Genomic DNA, 16617 nt, shown 5'->3' with positions numbered 1-16617 from the left:
GCCATGGCCTTGCCCGCCGAATGGCGCACGCGCCTGCGGCTGCCGCTGATCGCGGCGCCCATGCTGCACGTGTCCGGGCCAGCGCTGGTGGCGGCCGCCTGCCGTGCGGGCGTGATCGGGGCCTTCCCGGCCGCCAACTGCCGCCGGCACGGTGAACTGGCGGCGTGGATCGCCAGCATCCGCGAGGCCATCGGCGACACCACGAAGGCCGCGCCCTTCGCCGTCAACCTCATCGTGCGCAGCGCCACGCTCGCCGACGACCTGGCCTGCGTGCTGCGCGAGAAGGTGGAACTCGTGATCACCAGCGTGGGCTCGCCGGCCGCGCTGGTGGAGCCGCTGCACGGTGCGGGCTGCCGCGTGTTCGCCGACGTGGCCACGCTGGCGCACGCCGAGAAGGCGCTGGCCGCCGGCGTGGACGGCCTGGTGCTGCTGTGCGCGGGCGCGGGCGGGCAGACCGGCTGGGTCAGCCCCTTCGCCGGCGTGCGCTCGCTGCGCGCGCTGTTCGACGGCCCGCTGGTGATCGCCGGCGGCCTGAGCGACGGCCACGCGCTGTGGGCCGCGCAGGCCCTGGGCGCCGACCTCGGCTACATGGGCACGCGCTTCATCGCCACGCCCGAGAGCCTGGCCAGCGAGGCCCACCGGCGCATGCTGGTGGACGCGGGCTGGGACGACATCGTGCCGTCCAGCGCGTTCACCGGGCTGCCGGTGAACTGGCTGCGCGCCTCCCTCGTCGATGCGGGCCTCGACCCCGATGCGCTCGATGCCAGCGCCTTGAAAGCCGACGCCGCCGAGCTGTACGGCACCCGCGACACCCAGCAACGCCCCCGGCGCTGGACCGAACTCTTCAGCGCCGGCCACTCGGTGGCCGGCGTGCACGGCGTGTTGCCCGTCGCCGCGCTGGTGGACGAACTCGCCGGCCAATTCGATGCCGCGCGCCAGCGCGGCCTGGGCTTCGCACCCGCCGGCCCCTCCCGTTTTTAGGATGACGCCATGACCTCCGCCCTGCCCACGCTGATCGACCTGCTCGCGCACAACGCCGTGGCCCACGCCGACCGCCCCGCCGTGATCGACGACGGCGCGCCGCAGTCCCACACCATGCTCTACGAGGCCGTGCAGCGGCAGGCCGCCGCGCTGTCGGCCCTGGGTGTCGGCCAGGGCGACCGCGTGGTGCTGATCGCCGGCAACCGCGCCGAGGTGCTGGTGATGCTGGGCGCGGTGGCCTGGCTGGGCGCGATGCTGGTGCCGCTGAATCTGCGGCTCTCGCCGGCCGAAATGGCCCAGCAGGCGCGCGACGCCGCGCCGGTGCTGGCCGTGGTGGACGCCGCCTGCGCGCCCCTGTGGCAGGCGGCCTGGCCCGAGGGCATGCCCGGCGTGCCCACGGCGGTGCTCGGCGCGGCCAACTGGCCTTCGCTCGCCGTCGCCGGCCCGCCCACCGCGCCCCCGGTGGCACGGCGGGACGCGCCGGAACTCGGCGCGGTCATGCTGTTCACCGCCGCCGTGGAAGGCCACGCGCGCGGCGCGGTGCTGGCGCAGTCGCAGCTCACCGCCTCGGCCCGGCAGATCGGCGAGGTGTGGTCACTCGGTGTGGACGACCGCTGGCTCGGTGTGCTGCCGCTGTTCCACGCGGCCGGCATCGGCCTCTCGCTCGCGTTGCTGGCCGCGGGTGGCACCTGCGTGCTGCTGCCGCGCTTCGACCCGGCCGCCGCCGTGGCGGCGGTGGAACAACACCAGGTCACCGTGAGCGCCACCTTCGCACCCATGCTCGGCGCCATGCTCGACGCGGCCCAGGCCAGCGGCGCTTCGCTGGCCAGCCTGCGCATCGGCATGGGCCTGGAACCCCCGGCCACGCTGGAGCGCCTGGCCGCGCTGTGCCCGGGCGCCGGCTTCTGGTCGGCCTATGGCCAGGCCGAGGTGTCGAGCATGGTGTGCCTGGGCCTGCAGAGCGAGCGCCCCGGCGCCGCCGGCCGCGCCGTGCCGCCTTCGCAGATCCGCATCCAGGACGCGGCCGGCCAGCCCGTGGCCGCCGGCGTGGAAGGCGAGATCGCGGTGCGCGGCCCCACGGTGTTCCTGGGCTACTGGGACGTGGCGCAGCAACGCCCCTTCAAGCCCGCCGACCCCTGGCACCGCACCGGCGACCTGGGCCGCCTCGATGGGGACGGCTGGCTGTGGTTCACCGGCCGCGCGGCGCACAAGCAACTCATCAAGAGCGGCGGTGAAAACGTCTACCCGGCCGAGGTGGAGCAGGTGCTGCTCGAACATCCGGCCGTGGCCGAGGCCTTCGTGTTCGGCCGGGCGGATGAGAAATGGGGCGAGGCCGTGCACGCGGCCTGCGCGCTCAAGCCCGGCGCGACGGCCACCGAAGCCGAGCTGATCGGTTTCGTGGAACAGCGGCTGGCGCGCTACAAGCGGCCGCAGCGCGTGAGCTTCGGGCCCGCGCCACTGGAACGCGTGGCGCGGACCTGAGCAGCGCCTGCCGGTGCTTCGAGGGCTCGCCGGGGTCGGGCCACCCTGCGGCGCGCGGAAGCTGGTTACAGTTCTGCCCAGCCCGACAACCCTCATTCATTCAGATCCCATGTCCATGGACTTCACGCTGGTGCTCGTGCTCGGGCTGGTGGCCGGCACGGTGGGCGGCGTCGTCGGCTTCGGCACCTCCATCATGTTGATGCCGGCCCTGGTGCTGGTGTTCGGGCCGCGCGAGGCCGTGCCCATCATGGCAATCGCTTCGATGATGGCGAACGCCTCGCGGGTCGCCGCCTGGTGGCGGGAGGTGGACTGGCGCGTGGTCGGCGTCTACAGCGCGACCGGCATGCCCGCCGCGGCACTCGGCGCGGCGACGCTGCTGGTCCTGCCAGGCCGGATCGTGGAGGCGGTGATGGGCCTGTTTTTCCTCGCCATGATCCCCTTGCGCCGCTGGATGGCGCGCCAGGCCCTGGTGCTCCGGCTCTGGCATCTGGCCCTGGTCGGCCTGGGCATCGGCTTCCTGACAGGCATCGTCGTCAGCACCGGTCCCATCAACGCGCCCTTCTTTCTGGCGCACGGACTGGTCAAAGGGGCGTACCTGGGCACGGAGGCGATGAGCTCACTGGGTGTCTATGCCGCCAAGACGCTGGCCTTTGGCACGCTGGGCGGGCTGCCCCTGGCGTCCGTGGCGAAGGGCCTGGTGATCGGATCGTCGTTGATGGCCGGCGCGTTCATCGCGAAGCGCTACGTCCGCCAGCTCGACGCGGAGAGATTCCGGCTGCTCATGGATGGCCTGTTGCTGGTGGCGGGCGGCACCATGCTCTGGAGCGCCGTGGCCAACCACTAGGCCGCGGCTACTGCGCGGCACGCTCGCTGGCGGCGTGCAGCCATGCGAGGAACTCGCGCAGGTGCTTGGGTTTGTCGGAGTCCAGTGGCACCAGCACGAAGTAGGCGCTGCCCGGCACCTGCCACCGCGGGAACGGCGTGACCAGCCGGCCGAGCTCCACGTCGGCCGCCAGTGTGGGGAAGGTGCCGATGCCGAACCCCATGCCGTCGACCACGGCCTGCAGCGTGACGAAGAAGTGGTCGAAGCGCAGCGTCTGCATCGGGCGCAGGTCCGCGCAACCCGCCGCGCCGAGCCAGTTCTCCCAGTCGCCAGGCCGGGACTCGGTGGACAGCAGCACCGCCTTCTCCAGATGCCGCGGCGTTTTCAGCGCGCGCCCCCGGAGCAGCGTTGCGCTGGCAATGACGGTCGTGTTTTCGGTGAACAGCGGCGCCACCTCGAACTGCGTCTGGTCGCCGGGCGCCCGGCGAATGGCCACATCGAAGCTGCCCTTGAGGACCGGGTCGTGGCTGAAGGCCGTGGAAATGCGCACTTCGGTGGCGGGATGGCGCGCGCGGAACTCCGCCAGCTGCGGGATCAGCCAGCGCATCGCCAGCGTGGCCGGGGCGTTGACGCGGATCACCTTGCTCGCGGCGTTCTTGCCATAGCGCCGGGACGCGTCGCTGATGTGGTCGAACGCGGCACTGATCTCGCGCGCGAAGGCCTTGGCATGTCCCGTCGCCACCATGCGCTGGCCTTCCTTGCGGAACAGGGGCTGGCCCAGCGAGTGCTCCAGCAGCTGGATCTGCCGGCTCACCGCACCGTGGGTGAGGTTCAGTTCTTTCGCGGCCTCGGTGTAGCTGCCGGCGCGTGCCGTCACTTCGAAGATGCGCAAGGCGTTGAGGGGCGGGAGCTGGTGGGGCATGTTGGGCGGGCCAGGTGGGTGGGGACGGAAACCATTTGATCCGTGATTTTTACTCACGGCAAGACGATTATTTATCGATGGTGTCAGTTTATCTATCCAAATAAGCTTCGACCCATGAACACAGCCACCCTCACCGTCAACCAGCGCACCTACAACACCCCTGGCACACCGACCGTCATCGTCTGCATCGACGGTTGTGAGCAGGAGTACATCAACCAGGCCGTGCAGGCGGGGCATGCGCCCTTCTTCGCCCGGCTGTCACAAGGGGGCACCGTGCTGTCGGGCGACTGCGTGATGCCCTCCTTCACGAACCCGAACAACCTGTCGATCGTCACCGGCGCGCCGCCCAGCGTGCACGGCATCTGCGGCAACTACTTCTTCGATCCCGAGCAGAACGCCGAGGTGCTGATGAACGATGCGCGCTACCTTCGCGCGCCGACCATCCTGGCGCAGCTCGCGCAGGCCGGGGGGACGGTGGCGGTCGTCACGGCCAAGGACAAGCTTCGCAGCCTGCTCGGCCACGGGCTCCAGGGCATCTGCTTCTCCGCGGAGAAGGCCGACCAGGCCACCCTGAAAGACAACGGCATCGAGGACGTGCTGGCCAAGGTCGGCCTGCCCTTGCCGTCGGTGTACAGCGCGGACCTCTCGGAGTTCGTGTTCGCGGCGGGGGTGATGCTGCTGCGCACCGAGCGGCCGGACCTCATGTACCTGTCGACCACCGACTACGTGCAGCACAAGTTCGCGCCGGGCACCGAAGGCGCGAACAGCTTCTACGCCATGATGGACCGCTACCTGCAGGAGCTGGACCGGCTCGGGGCGGTGATCGGCATCACCGCGGACCATGGCATGAACGCGAAGAGCGATGCGCTGGGCAAGCCCAACATCGTGTTCCTGCAGGACCTGCTGGACCGCACCGCCGGCCTGGGCAAGGCCCGCGTGCTGCTGCCGATCACCGACCCGTACGTGGTGCATCACGGCGCCCTGGGTTCGTATGCCACGGTCTATGTGTCGAACCCGGCGGACATCCCCGCGATCCAGCAACAGCTGCTGCGGATCCCCGAGGTGGAAGACGTGCTGGACCGGGCGAGCGCCGCCGCCCGCTTCGAGCTGCCGCCCGACCGCATCGGGGATCTGGTGGTGCTGAGCCACCGGCTGTCGGTGCTGGGCACCTCGAGCAGCCAGCACGACCTGTCGGGGCTCACGGTGCCGCTGCGCTCCCACGGCGGGCTGTCCGAGCAACGCGTTCCCCTTCTCTTCAACCGCGTGCTCACGGGCGTGCCGCAACGGCGGCTGCGGAATTTTGACGTCATTGACCTGGCGCTGAACCACACAGCCTAGGCCACTGGCCATCGGTGCGTTCGAAAACTTCAACAAAGGAGACATCCCCCATGATCAGCTGGAAGCAAAAAGGAATCCTGGTTTGCCTTGGACTCTGGGCGGCGGGATCCGCCACCGCCCAGGCCTTCCCGAACAAACCGGTCCGCATCGTGGTGGGGTTCGCCGCCGGAGGGTCCACCGACAAGCTCGCCCGTGTGCTGGCCCAGCGCATGACCGAACTGCTGGGCCAGTCGGTGATCGTGGACAACCGGCCCGGCGCGGCCGGCAACCTCGCGGCCGAGATGGTGGCCGCGGCGCCGCCGGACGGCTACACCGTCTTCATGGCGACGCTCAGCAGCCAGGCGATCAACCCCCATCTCTACAAGCTCAAGTTCGATCCGATCAAATCGTTCGAGCCCATCGCGCTGGTGGCCAAGTACCCCTTGCTGCTCGTCGTGCCGCCCCAGCTGCGCGTGAACTCCGTGCCCGAACTCATCGCCCATGCGAAGGCCAACCCGGGCACGTTCTACGCCTCGTCGGGCAACGGCTCGCCGGCCCACCTCGCAGGGGAGATCTTCAAGAGCGCCACCGGCACCGACGTGCAGCACATCCCCTACAAGGGCGGCGGCCCTGCCATGGTCGCGCTGATGTCGAACGAGGCGCAGTTCGGCTTCGAGACCATGCCCAGCGCCATCGGCCACGCGCGCGGCGGCAAGCTCAAGGGCCTGGCCGTGACCTCCGACCGGCGCTCCACCGCCGCCCCCGAGCTGCCGACGATGCAGGAGGCGGGCGTGAAGGACTTCTCGGTGACCTCATGGGCCGGCCTGCTCGCGCCCGCCGGCACACCGAAGCCGGTGCTCGAGCGCCTGACCCAGGCGGCGCAGAACGCGATCGGCAGCCCCACCGTCAACGCGGCCCTGGCCAGCGATGGCGCCGAACCCGGCACGGGCGGCGGCGCCGAATTCAAGCGCTTCATGGACGACGAGCTCCAGGCCTGGGGCAAGGTGGTGCGGGCATCGGGGGCGAAGGTCGACTGAGCTTGCGATCGGCTGCCGACATGAAACACCTGTTGAATCTTCTGGCGGCGATCGCCCTGCTCGTCTGGTCCACCCAGCTTGTGCGCACCGGCATCCTGCGCGTGTTCGGTGCCAACCTGAGGCAGGTCCTGGCGCGCAGCATCGGCAACCGCTTCACCGCGGCCCTCTCGGGCCTGGGCGTCACGGCCCTGGTGCAGTCGAGCACGGCGACCGCGCTCATCGTGTCGTCCTTCGTCGGGCAGGGGCTGCTGAGCCTGCCGGTGGCCCTCGCGGTGATGCTGGGTGCCGACATCGGCACCAGCCTGATGACGGTGGTGTTCTCTTTCGACCTGTCCTGGCTGTCGCCGCTGCTCATTCTCGGTGGGGTGGTGATGTTCATCTCCCGCCAGCAAACGGCCGTCGGCCGTGTGGGCCGGGTGCTGATCGGCCTGGGGCTGATGCTGCTGGCGCTGCGCCTGGTGTCGCAGTCCACCGAGGTGCTGACCCAGTCGCCCGTGGTGAAGGCGCTGCTGGTCTCCGTCAACAGCGATCTGCTGCTGGAGATCACGGTGGGCGCCGCGCTGGCCCTCATGGCCTATTCCAGCCTGGCCATCGTGCTGCTGACCGCCACCCTCGCGGCGTCCGGTGTCGTGCCCACGGACATGGCCCTGGGCATGGTGCTGGGCGCCAACCTGGGCAGCGGTCTGCTGGCCGTGGTGACCACGGCGCGTTCGGCCATCGAGGTGCGCCAGGTGCCGCTGGGCAACCTGATGTTCAAGGCCTTGGGCGTGCTGCTGGCGGCGCCGCTGGCGCCGGAATGGCTGCACGGCATGCAGCCCTATGTGGCGGACCCGGCGACGCTGGTGGTGCTGTTCCACCTGAGCTTCAACATCGCCGTCGCCCTCCTGTTCATCGGCGTCACCCAGATCGTGGCGCGCTGGGTCGAGCGCCTGCTGCCCAAGCCCGACAAGAACCGGGTGGCCGGGCGGCCGCACCACCTGGACCCGTCGGCGCTGGCCACGCCCTCGCTGGCGATCTCCTGCGCGGCGCGCGAGGCCATGCACCAGGCCGACGTGGTCGAGACCATGATGGTCGGCATGCTGGCCGTGATCAAGAACAACGACCTGCGCCTGGCCGAGGAGTTGCGCAAGCTCGATGACTCGGTCGACGAGCTGTACTCGGCCATCAAGTACTACCTGACCAAGATCTCCCGCGAGGCGCTGGCCGAAGAAGAAAGCCGGCGCTGGGCCGACATCATCAGCTTCACCATCAACATGGAGCAGATCGGCGACACCGTCGAGCGCGTGCTGCTGGACATCGAGGACAAGAAGATCAAGATGGGGCGCAATTTCTCGGACGCCGGCATGGCCGAGATCTGCGAGCTGCACGCCCGGCTCATCGACAACCTGCGCCTGGGCATGAGCGTGTTCCTCAACGGCAACGTGCGCGACGCGCAAAAGCTGCTGGAGGAAAAGGCGCGCTTCCGGGACCTGGAGCGCGCCTACGCCACCAGCCACCTCGTGCGCCTGACCGACAACACCGTGCAAAGCATCGAGACCAGCTCGCTGCACATCGACCTGATCAGCGATCTCAAGCGCATCAATTCGCACATCTGCTCGATCGCCTACCCCATCCTGGATTGCGCGGGCGCGCTCGCGCCGAACCGCCTGCGGGCGAGCCAGGGCCTGGCGGAACACGGCCTCCGAACCGAGGCGATACCCCTGCGGGTTCTATAATCGCCGGCCGGTTCGACCCTTCCATCGGGTCGAACCGCACGGTTCGAAGGTGCCCCGCCGCCAGCCATGGCGATGGGGTTAAACGGGAAACAGGTGACGGCGTCTTTCACGGCGCAACAAGCCTGTGCTGCCCCCGCAACGGTCAGCGGATTCGGGAACGCTCACGCGATGCCACGGCATCGGCAGCCACTGCGCCTCCAGGCGTGGGAAGGCGAGAAGTTCCTGTCGCGAGCATGCCCACAACGCCTGCACGACGACGCTCCGCGAGCCCGGATACCGGCCTTCGCATCGCCTTCGGACGCTGCGGGAGTGCGTGGTCCGGGCCAAGCCGAGCTGCGTCCGCCAGCGCCGGCGCCGCCCCACCATCACGTTCCCTCCCCACGCGTTTTTCTGTCGTTGGGCCTGCGGGGACGCGGGCCGTTGGAGGAGAGTTCTCATGCGTCATTCATTGCCCGCGCGTCAGCGCCAGGGCCGGGCCTTTCGCGGCCACCGTTCATCCGTTTGCACCGTGGCCCTGATGGGCGCGCTGTCCTCGGCCGCCCTGGCGGCGCAGGACGCGGGGACGCTGGCACCGGTCGAGGTGCGCACCGAAGGCCTGCGCGCCAGCGAGGCGGCCACGGCCACCAAGAGCGCCACCCCCATCGAGCGCCTGCCGCGCTCGGTGAGCGCCGTCACCGACACCGAGATGAAGGCGCGCGACGCGCAGTCCGTCATGGAAGCGCTGGAGCACGCGCCGGGTCTGTACGGCGGTGGTTATTCGAGCGGTGCGCTCACGCGCGAGTACCCCATGGTGCGCGGCTTCCTGGTCTACCAGTACCTCGATGGCCTCAAGCTGCACGACAGCAACTGGGCCGAGGAGCCTTACGGGCTCGAACGCGTCGAGCTGCTGCGCGGCCCCGCGTCGGCGCTCTACGGCCAGGGCAGCCCCGGCGGCCTGATCGACCTGCGCACCAAGCGCCCCACGGCCGAGACCGTGCGCGAGGTGGGCCTGCGCGTGGGCAGCCATGGGCTGCGCCAGGGCCAGTTCGACCTGGGCGGCGCGCTGAACGCCGACGCCACCTGGCAGTACCGCCTCACGGGCCTGGTGCGCAAGGGCGATGGCGAGATCGACCACACCCAGTCCGATCGCCGCTACTTCGCCGGCGCCCTCACCTGGAAGCCCGACGCCGCCACCCGGCTCACGCTGATGGCCAACCGCCAGGAAGACCCGAGCCTCACCGTGCACCAGCCGCTGCCGCGCGTGGGCACCATCGTGCCGGGCGCCAACGGGCGCTTCATCTCGCGCGGCCTGTTCCTCGGTGAACCGGCGCGCCACGACTCGGACAAGGACGCCTGGCGCGTGGGCTATGCGTTCTCGCACCGCTTCAACGAGGTCTGGTCCATCGAGCAGAACGCCGCCTACAAGAAGGTGGACATCCATGTGGACGAGATGCAGGCCACGGGTGTGGCGGCGGGCGCCACCGGCTGGACGCGGCGGCTGTTCGCGGCCGACTACACCATCGTGACCAAGCAGGTCGATACGCGCGTGGTGGCGCGGTTCGATGCCGTCGGCACGAAGCACCGCGTGATGCTGGGCCTGGACGCGGCGCGCGTGCCCAACTACCAGGGCACCGGCACCCGCGCGGCCCCGGCCTTCGCGCTGGACCTCTACAACCCGGTGTACGGCCAGGCCTTGCCGGCCAACCCCATCACGTCCAAGCGCGAGCAGCGCCTGCGCCAGACCGCGCTCTACGTGCAGGACCAGATCGACTGGGGGCGGCTGTCGGTGCTGGTCGGGCTGCGCCGCGACAAGGCCACGCTGGACCAGAAGACCGCCGTGCTCAACACCGTCACCGGGCGCTTCAGCGATCCTTCGTACACCCCCAAGCGCGACCTGGCCACCACCGGCCAGCTGGGCGCCAGCTACGACCTGGGCGGCGGCTGGTCGCCGTTCGTGAACTACGCGGAGTCGTTCTCGCCCGTCACCGGCACCAGCGCGGCAGGCCGCCCGTTCGAGCCGCACACCGGCAAGCAGATCGAGGCCGGGGTCAAGTGGGTGCCGCCGGGCCGCGCCCTCGTGGCCACGGCCTCGGTCTACGAACTCAAGCAGCGCAACGTGCTCACCAACGACCTGGCCAACCCGGGCTTCGCCACGCAGACGGGCGGGGTGCGCTCGCGCGGGGGCGAGATCGAGCTCAAGGCCGGGCTCGCGCGCGGCCTGGACGCCATGCTCTCGTACTCGGCGACCGACGCGGTCGTCACCGCGACCAACACCGTCAACGGGGTGGGCAAGCACCCGGTGGGCGTGCCCGAACAACAGGCCTCGGCCTGGCTGTCGTACCGCGTCGGCGCGGGCGCGCTCCAGGGCCTGAGGTTCTCGGTCGGCCTGCGCCACGTGGGCGAGTCGGCCGGCGACGCGCTCAACACCTTCGAGGTGCCGTCCGCCACGCTGTTCGACCTGGGCGTGCAGTGGAGCCTGGTGAACCTCTCGCCCTCGCTCAAGGGTTGGGAGACCTCGCTGGTGGTGAAGAACCTGGCCGACCGCCGCTACGTGGCGAACTGCGACAACGCCACGAACTGCTACTACGGCACGGGCCGCCGCGTGGCCCTGACCGCCTCGAAGTCGTTCTGAGCGGCCATGATGGCCTCGCCCTGGGACGGTGCCGAGCTCGACGCCGCGTTCGGCGGCCCCATGGCGCCGTTCCGGGGCCGGCTCGGCATCGGGCCACCGCCGGACGGACAGCACACCGTCGGCGTGCAGGCGCTGATGACGCCGGCGCACCTGGCCCGGGTGCGCCGGTTTTTCGATGCCGCGCACGGCGCGACCGACGCGCGCGTGGTGGCGTCGATCTGGTCGAAATGGCACTTCGCCATCGTGATGCCGGCCTGGTTCATCGGCCGCGTGCTGATGGGCCGGCGCCTGCCCACCGCGCTCGATGGCGTGAGCTTCGACCAGGACGCGCAAGGCCGCACGCTCTGCCTGCGCCTGCCCGCGCCGGGCGAACCCGACGGCGAGGCCGGCGACCCCGACACGTCCTGGCACGAATTCCTGCACCAGCACCTCGTGCCCTTTGTCGAACAGATGGCCGAGCGCACCGGCGTCACGCGCCGCGTGCTGTGGAGCAACGCGGGCAACCTGTTCGAGGCCTTCATCCGCCGACTGGATGAGACCCACCCCGGCTTGCGCGGCCTGGCGCCCGCGCGCGAGTGGCTGGAGATGCCCACCCCCCTGCACCGCCCGGTGATCTACCTGCCGCGCGCCGAGGGCGTGCACCGCATGCGGCGCATCTGCTGCATGCGTTACCTGGTGCCGGACCGCGTGTTCTGCACCACCTGTCCGAGTCCCCTGCTCAACGCGTCCAACAGCGCGTGCCGACCCCCATGACCACCCCATCGAAACGCAGCCTGTGGCGCTCCCTGAAGGACGGCATCCGCCTGGCGCGGCCGTACTTCGGTTCATCGGAGCGGGCCATGGCCCGCGCCCTGTTCATCGGCGTGATCGCGCTCCAGCTGGCCATGGTCGGCATCGACGTCGCCATCAACCACTGGCGCGGCGCCTTCTTCGAGGCGCTGCAGCAGCGCAACGGCGGCGAGTTCATGCGGCAGATGTGGATCTACTGCGGGATCGGCGTCGGCTTCGTGCTGGTGAACACCTTCCAGACCTACGTGACGCAATGGCTGTCGATCCGCTGGCGCCGCTGGATGAGCGACGGGCTGGCCGCGCGCTGGCTGGACGGGCCGGTGCACTACCGCCTGCAGGTCATGGGCGACGGGCCGGACAACCCGGACCAGCGCATCGCCGAGGACGTGCGCTCGTTCGTGCGCCTGGCGATCTCGCTCACCGTCGGCCTGATCGGCGCGCTGGTCTCGCTGGCGTCCTTCGTGTTCATCCTGTGGGAGCTGTCGGCGAAGGCGCCACTCACCTCGCTCGGTCTGTCGTGGGACCTGCCGGGTTACCTGGTGTGGGCCGCGCTCGCCTACGCGATCGTCGGCACGGTGATCACGCACCTCGTCGGCCGCCCGCTGATTCCGCTGGAGGTGGAGCAGGAGCGGCGCGAGGCGGACTACCGCTACGCGCTGGTGCACGTGCGCGACGACGGCGAGGCCATTGCCCTGGCCCGCGGCGAAGCGTGGGAACGCGCCGGGCTGGCGCGCCGGTTCGAGGCGCTGATGCGCAACACCTTCGCGCTGATGCGCCGGCAGCGCTCGCTCTCGTTCTTCACCATGAGCTACCGCCACGCCTCGCTGGTCTTCCCCTACATGATCATGAGCCCGCTGTACTTCGCCGGCAAGATGACGCTGGGCGTGCTGATGCAGGCGGGCTCGGCCTTCGCGCACGTGCGCACCGCGCTGTCGTACCTGATCACCTCGTACACCACGATCGCGGAAGCCGCCGCGGTGATCCAGCGGCTCACCGAGTTCGAGGCGGCGATCGAGCAGCGCCGCCAGGCGCGCACGGCCTTGCCGATCGCGCCCACCGCCGCGGAGGGTCTGTCGGTGCGGGGGTTGAGCGTGGGCGCGCCCGGCCACGGAGCGCCCATCGCCCAGGTCGATGCGCTGCAGGTGCGGGCCGGTGAACAGCTGCTGATCGTGGGCGCGCCGGGCGCGGGCAAGACCAGCGTGATGCGCGCCGTGATGGGCGCCTGGCCGCTGGCCTCGGGCGAGGCGGCCAGCGGCTTCCTACGGCCCTGGGTGGTGCAGCAGCAGAGCTACCTGCCCCTGGGCGGCAGCCTGCGCGAGGGCCTGCTGTACCCGATGGACGCGGCCGAGGTGCCGCTCGCGTCGGCGGCGGCCGCGCTGGAGGCGGTCGGGCTGCAGCGGCTCGTCGAGCCGCTGTCGACCGACGCGCCGTGGAACGAAGCGCTCTCCGCCGGCGAACGCCAGCGCCTGGGCATCGCGCGGGCCCTGCTCGTGCGCCCCGATGTGCTGTGGCTGGACGAGGCCTTCAGCTCGCTGCCGGCCGATGAAGGACGGCGGCTCTACGGGCTGCTGCGGCGCGAGCTGCCGGCCATGGCCATCGTGGCCCTGGCCCACGAGGCACCGGCGTGGCTGAGCCCGACCCGGGTCATTGCGCTCGCCGGCGCGCCAGGTCGATGAAGGCCTGCAGGTAGTCGGTCTGCAGATCGGCCTCGCGCGCGCCGAGAAAGATCTGCTTGGCGATGCCGCGCGGCCCCAGGCGCACGGGCACCACGTCGACCTTGGCCGCGTACTCCTCCACCAGCCAGCGCGGCAGGGCCGCGACGCCCCGGCCGCTGGCCACCATCTGCAGCATGATGTCCGTGGTCTCGATGGTCTTGTGGCGCCGCGGCGTGATGCCGGCGGGCTGCAGGAACTGGTTGTAGATGTCCAGGCGGTCGGTCTCCACCGGGTAGGTGATCAGCACCTCCTGCGTGAGCTGCCGGGGCTTCACGTAGGGCAGCCCGGCCAGCGCATGGCCCCGCGCGACCACCAGCACCTGTTCGTAATCGAACACCGGCTCGTAGCGCAGCCCGGGCTTGTAGAGCGGGTCGGGCGTGACCAGCAGGTCGATCTCGTGGCCGAACAGCGCGCCGATGCCGCCGAACTGGAATTTCTGCTTCACGTCCACGTCCACGTCGGGCCAGGCCGCGAGGTAGGGCGAGACGACTTTCAACAGCCACTGGTAACACGGGTGGCATTCCATGCCGATGCGCAGGCTGCCGCGTTCGCCTTTCGCGAACTGGCGCAGCTGGTCTTCCGCCTGGTCCAGCTGCGGCAGCACGCGCCCGGCCACGGCCAGCAGGTACTGCCCGGCCTGCGTGAGGCGCAGGCTGCGGCCTTCGCGCAGCCAGATGTCGGTGCCCAGCTGCTGCTCCAGCTTCTTCATGCTGTGACTCAGCGCCGATTGCGTGACGCACAGCACCTCGGCCGCCGCCGTCAGCGAGCCCTGTTTCTCGACTTCCTGCACCACGGCGAGATGGATGCGTTCCAGCATGATGAATGAGTGAAATTCATGAATACGTGAAATAAGACCATTTTACTTCATCGATCCATTTGCCTACCATCCGCCGCTCTTTCCTTTCAATTTCCACCTCAGAGCGGCCCATGACCACCCTCCACAACCTCGGCTTTCCCCGCATCGGCGCCCGGCGCGAACTCAAGTTCGCGCTCGAGTCCTACTGGAAGGGCGAGTCCTCGCGCGACGCCCTGAAGGCGCTCGGCGCGCAATTGCGCCAGCGCCACTGGGCCGACCAGGCCGGCCTGGACTTCGTGCCCGTGGGCGACTTCTCGTTCTACGACCAGGTGCTGGACATGAGCTTCACGCTGGGCAACCTGCCCCAGCGCGTGAGCGGTTTCCATGGTGATGCGCTGGACAACCTGTTCCGCGTGGCCCGGGGCCGCTCGGCCCAGGCCGTGGAAGAGCACGGTGCCTGCTGCGGCGGCGTGGCCGCGGGCGAGATGACCAAGTGGTTCGACACCAACTACCACTACATCGTCCCCGAGTTCACGGCCACCACCGACTTCCAGCTCGACGCCTCGCGCCTGCTCGCGCAGCTCGCCGAAGCCCAGGCCCAGGGCGTGAAGGCCAAGCCGGTCATCGTGGGCCCGGTGACCTACCTGGCGCTGGGCAAGGCCAAGGACGGCAGCGACAAACTCGCGCTGCTGCCGCGCCTGCTGCCGGTCTACACGCAGCTGCTGGACGCGCTGGCCGCGCAGGGCGTGGAGTGGGTGCAGATCGACGAACCGCTGCTCGTCACCGAACTCGACGCCGAGTGGCAGCACGCGTTCAACACCGCCTACCACCACCTGAAAATCTGCCGCACCAAGCTGCTGCTGGCCACCTACTTCGGCCCCCTGCTGGAGAACAAGTACCTGGCCGCGAACCTGCCGGTGGCCGGGCTGCACATCGACACCCTGGACGCGCGCGACGACGTGCTGCCCCTGATCCACCTGATGCCCGCGCACAAGGTGCTGTCGCTGGGCGTCGTCAGCGGGCGCAACATCTGGAAGACCGACCTCACGGAACTGCTGGACTGGCTGGAGCCGCTCGCGCAGCGCCTGGGTGAGCGGCTGTGGATCGCGCCCTCGTGCTCCCTGCTGCACGTGCCGGTGGACCTGGGCAGCGAACAGAAGCTGGACGCCGAGGTGAAGTCCTGGCTGGCCTTCGCGCTGCAGAAGCTCGATGAACTGAAATTGCTGGGGCGCGCGCTGAACGAAGGCCGCGACGCCGTGCGCGACGAACTCGCCGCCAACCGCGCGGCGCTGGCGGCGCGCCGGGCGTCGGCGCGCGTGCACAAGCCGGCGGTGCAGGCCGAGGTCGCGGCGATCGACGCGCGCCTCGGCCAGCGCCAGAGCCCCTATGCCGAGCGCGCGCCGCGGCAGGCCGCGCTGCTGAAGCTGCCGGCCTACCCCACCACCACCATCGGCTCGTTCCCGCAGACGGCGGAGATCCGCCACGCGCGCAGCGAGTTCAAGGCCGGGCGCCTCGACGCGGCGGGCTACCGCGCGGCCATGCAGGCCGAGATCGCGCGCAGCGTGCGCGAGCAGGAAGCGCTGGGCCTGGACGTGCTGGTGCACGGCGAGGCCGAGCGCAACGACATGGTGGAGTACTTCGGCGAGCAGCTCGACGGCTATGCGTTCAGCCAGTTCGGCTGGGTGCAGTCCTACGGTTCGCGCTGCGTGAAACCGCCCATCCTGTTCGGCGACATCGCCCGGCCCCGCCCGATGACGGTGGAATGGATCACCTACGCGCAGTCGCTCACGGACAAACCCATGAAGGGCATGCTCACCGGGCCGGTCACGATCCTGAACTGGTCCTTCGTGCGCGACGACCAGCCGCGCTCGGTCTCCTGCCAGCAGCTCGCGCTGGCGATCCGCCAGGAAGTGCTGGACCTGGAACAGGCCGGCGTGCGGGTGATCCAGATCGACGAGGCGGCGCTGCGCGAAGGCCTGCCGCTGCGCCGCTCGTCATGGCAGGACTACCTGGGCTGGGCGGTGGAATCGTTCCGCCTCACCGCCAACGGCGTGCGCGACGAGACGCAGATCCACACCCACATGTGTTATTCGGAGTTCAACGACATCCTCGCCTCGATCGCCGACATGGACGCCGACGTGATCACCATCGAGACCTCGCGCTCGGACATGGAGCTGCTCGACGCGTTCGACCACTTCAACTACCCGAATCAGATCGGCCCGGGCGTCTACGACATCCACTCGCCCAACATCCCCACGCAGGACCACATCGTGCAGCTGATGAAGAAGGCGGCGCGGCGCATCCCCGCCGAGCGCCTGTGGGTGAACCCGGACTGCGGGCTCAAGACCCGCCAGTGGCCCGAGGTCATCCCGGCGCTGGGCAACATGGTGGCCGCGGCGCGGGCCTTGCGCGCATCGGCCTGAGGCCAG

At 70.0% G+C, this 16617-nt stretch carries 12 protein-coding genes and 1 riboswitch; of the genes, 10 read left to right on the top strand and 2 right to left on the bottom strand.

What is annotated here, in order from left to right; genetic code table 11:
- Positions 1 to 3: 3 nt before the first annotated feature.
- From AC1Q9M_RS22335 to AC1Q9M_RS22325, 3 genes are all read left to right on the top strand, one after another.
- On the top strand, positions 4 to 981 hold the full coding sequence (locus AC1Q9M_RS22335) for an NAD(P)H-dependent flavin oxidoreductase (protein ID WP_492435812.1): 978 nt from the start codon (positions 4 to 6) through the stop codon (positions 979 to 981).
- 9 nt (positions 982 to 990) lie between these two features.
- Positions 991 to 2463, top strand: coding sequence for an AMP-binding protein (locus AC1Q9M_RS22330; RefSeq protein ID WP_382321133.1), 1473 nt, complete (start codon positions 991 to 993; stop codon positions 2461 to 2463).
- Positions 2464 to 2578: 115 nt separating this feature from the next.
- Entirely contained in the window at positions 2579 to 3307 is a 729-nt protein-coding gene (locus AC1Q9M_RS22325) for a sulfite exporter TauE/SafE family protein (RefSeq protein ID WP_382328674.1), read from the top strand.
- 7 nt (positions 3308 to 3314) lie between these two features.
- Here the strand turns inward: AC1Q9M_RS22325 and AC1Q9M_RS22320 are convergent, their stop codons facing one another.
- Complete coding sequence (locus tag AC1Q9M_RS22320) at positions 3315 to 4208, bottom strand: LysR substrate-binding domain-containing protein (RefSeq protein ID WP_382321136.1); 894 nt, start codon at positions 4206 to 4208, stop codon at positions 3315 to 3317.
- 114 nt (positions 4209 to 4322) lie between these two features.
- Between AC1Q9M_RS22320 and phnA the strand changes: the two genes are divergently transcribed.
- The 6 genes from phnA (at position 4323) to AC1Q9M_RS22290 (ending at position 13353) form a co-directional block, all read left to right on the top strand.
- Positions 4323 to 5546, top strand: a complete 1224-nt coding sequence (gene phnA, locus AC1Q9M_RS22315; protein ID WP_382321138.1) for a phosphonoacetate hydrolase — start codon at positions 4323 to 4325, stop codon at positions 5544 to 5546.
- Between the two features lie 50 nt (positions 5547 to 5596).
- Entirely contained in the window at positions 5597 to 6562 is a 966-nt protein-coding gene (locus tag AC1Q9M_RS22310; RefSeq protein WP_382156052.1) for a Bug family tripartite tricarboxylate transporter substrate binding protein, read from the top strand.
- Between the two features lie 20 nt (positions 6563 to 6582).
- Positions 6583 to 8277, top strand: a complete 1695-nt coding sequence (locus AC1Q9M_RS22305) for a Na/Pi cotransporter family protein (protein WP_492435809.1) — start codon at positions 6583 to 6585, stop codon at positions 8275 to 8277.
- Positions 8278 to 8307: 30 nt separating this feature from the next.
- Positions 8308 to 8576, top strand: a riboswitch (cobalamin riboswitch).
- A gap of 137 nt (positions 8577 to 8713) precedes the next feature.
- Positions 8714 to 10888, top strand: a complete 2175-nt coding sequence (locus AC1Q9M_RS22300) for a TonB-dependent siderophore receptor (protein ID WP_492435807.1) — start codon at positions 8714 to 8716, stop codon at positions 10886 to 10888.
- 6 nt (positions 10889 to 10894) lie between these two features.
- Positions 10895 to 11641 carry a siderophore-iron reductase FhuF gene (fhuF, locus tag AC1Q9M_RS22295; protein WP_382321144.1) on the top strand — a complete coding sequence of 249 codons (747 nt, stop codon included), beginning with the start codon at positions 10895 to 10897 and terminating at the stop codon, positions 11639 to 11641.
- On the top strand, positions 11638 to 13353 hold the full coding sequence (locus AC1Q9M_RS22290) for an ABC transporter ATP-binding protein/permease (RefSeq protein ID WP_492435805.1): 1716 nt from the start codon (positions 11638 to 11640) through the stop codon (positions 13351 to 13353). The genes fhuF and AC1Q9M_RS22290 overlap by 4 nt, the downstream gene beginning before the upstream one ends.
- Here the strand turns inward: AC1Q9M_RS22290 and AC1Q9M_RS22285 are convergent.
- The gene (locus tag AC1Q9M_RS22285) at positions 13322 to 14209 is read right to left on the bottom strand and encodes a LysR family transcriptional regulator (protein ID WP_492435803.1); all 888 of its coding nucleotides are present in this window, start codon (positions 14207 to 14209) and stop codon (positions 13322 to 13324) included. The two genes, AC1Q9M_RS22290 and AC1Q9M_RS22285, sit on opposite strands and share 32 nt — an antisense overlap.
- A gap of 110 nt (positions 14210 to 14319) precedes the next feature.
- Here AC1Q9M_RS22285 and metE point away from each other — a divergent pair, with 110 nt between their 5' ends.
- Complete coding sequence (gene metE / locus AC1Q9M_RS22280; RefSeq protein ID WP_382321150.1) at positions 14320 to 16611, top strand: 5-methyltetrahydropteroyltriglutamate--homocysteine S-methyltransferase; 2292 nt, start codon at positions 14320 to 14322, stop codon at positions 16609 to 16611.
- Positions 16612 to 16617: the final 6 nt, after the last annotated feature.

The sequence above is a fragment of the Hydrogenophaga sp. GW823-FHT04C09 genome (genome assembly GCF_058796355.1).
Note: the sequence above shows the minus strand (reverse complement) of the source record. Positions and strands in the feature narration are given on the sequence as shown.

Excerpts from the sequence above, each read along its gene's own strand:
- AC1Q9M_RS22335 (WP_492435812.1), top strand. The coding sequence starts at position 4 with ATGGCCTTGCCCGCCGAATGGCGCACGCGCCTGCGGCTGCCGCTGATC.
- AC1Q9M_RS22330 (WP_382321133.1), top strand. The coding sequence starts at position 991 with ATGACCTCCGCCCTGCCCACGCTGATCGACCTGCTCGCGCACAACGCC.
- AC1Q9M_RS22325 (WP_382328674.1), top strand. The coding sequence starts at position 2,579 with ATGGACTTCACGCTGGTGCTCGTGCTCGGGCTGGTGGCCGGCACGGTG.
- AC1Q9M_RS22320 (WP_382321136.1), bottom strand. The coding sequence starts at position 4,208 with ATGCCCCACCAGCTCCCGCCCCTCAACGCCTTGCGCATCTTCGAAGTG.
- phnA (WP_382321138.1), top strand. The coding sequence starts at position 4,323 with ATGAACACAGCCACCCTCACCGTCAACCAGCGCACCTACAACACCCCT.
- AC1Q9M_RS22310 (WP_382156052.1), top strand. The coding sequence starts at position 5,597 with ATGATCAGCTGGAAGCAAAAAGGAATCCTGGTTTGCCTTGGACTCTGG.
- AC1Q9M_RS22305 (WP_492435809.1), top strand. The coding sequence starts at position 6,583 with ATGAAACACCTGTTGAATCTTCTGGCGGCGATCGCCCTGCTCGTCTGG.
- AC1Q9M_RS22300 (WP_492435807.1), top strand. The coding sequence starts at position 8,714 with ATGCGTCATTCATTGCCCGCGCGTCAGCGCCAGGGCCGGGCCTTTCGC.
- fhuF (WP_382321144.1), top strand. The coding sequence starts at position 10,895 with ATGATGGCCTCGCCCTGGGACGGTGCCGAGCTCGACGCCGCGTTCGGC.
- AC1Q9M_RS22290 (WP_492435805.1), top strand. The coding sequence starts at position 11,638 with ATGACCACCCCATCGAAACGCAGCCTGTGGCGCTCCCTGAAGGACGGC.
- AC1Q9M_RS22285 (WP_492435803.1), bottom strand. The coding sequence starts at position 14,209 with ATGCTGGAACGCATCCATCTCGCCGTGGTGCAGGAAGTCGAGAAACAG.
- metE (WP_382321150.1), top strand. The coding sequence starts at position 14,320 with ATGACCACCCTCCACAACCTCGGCTTTCCCCGCATCGGCGCCCGGCGC.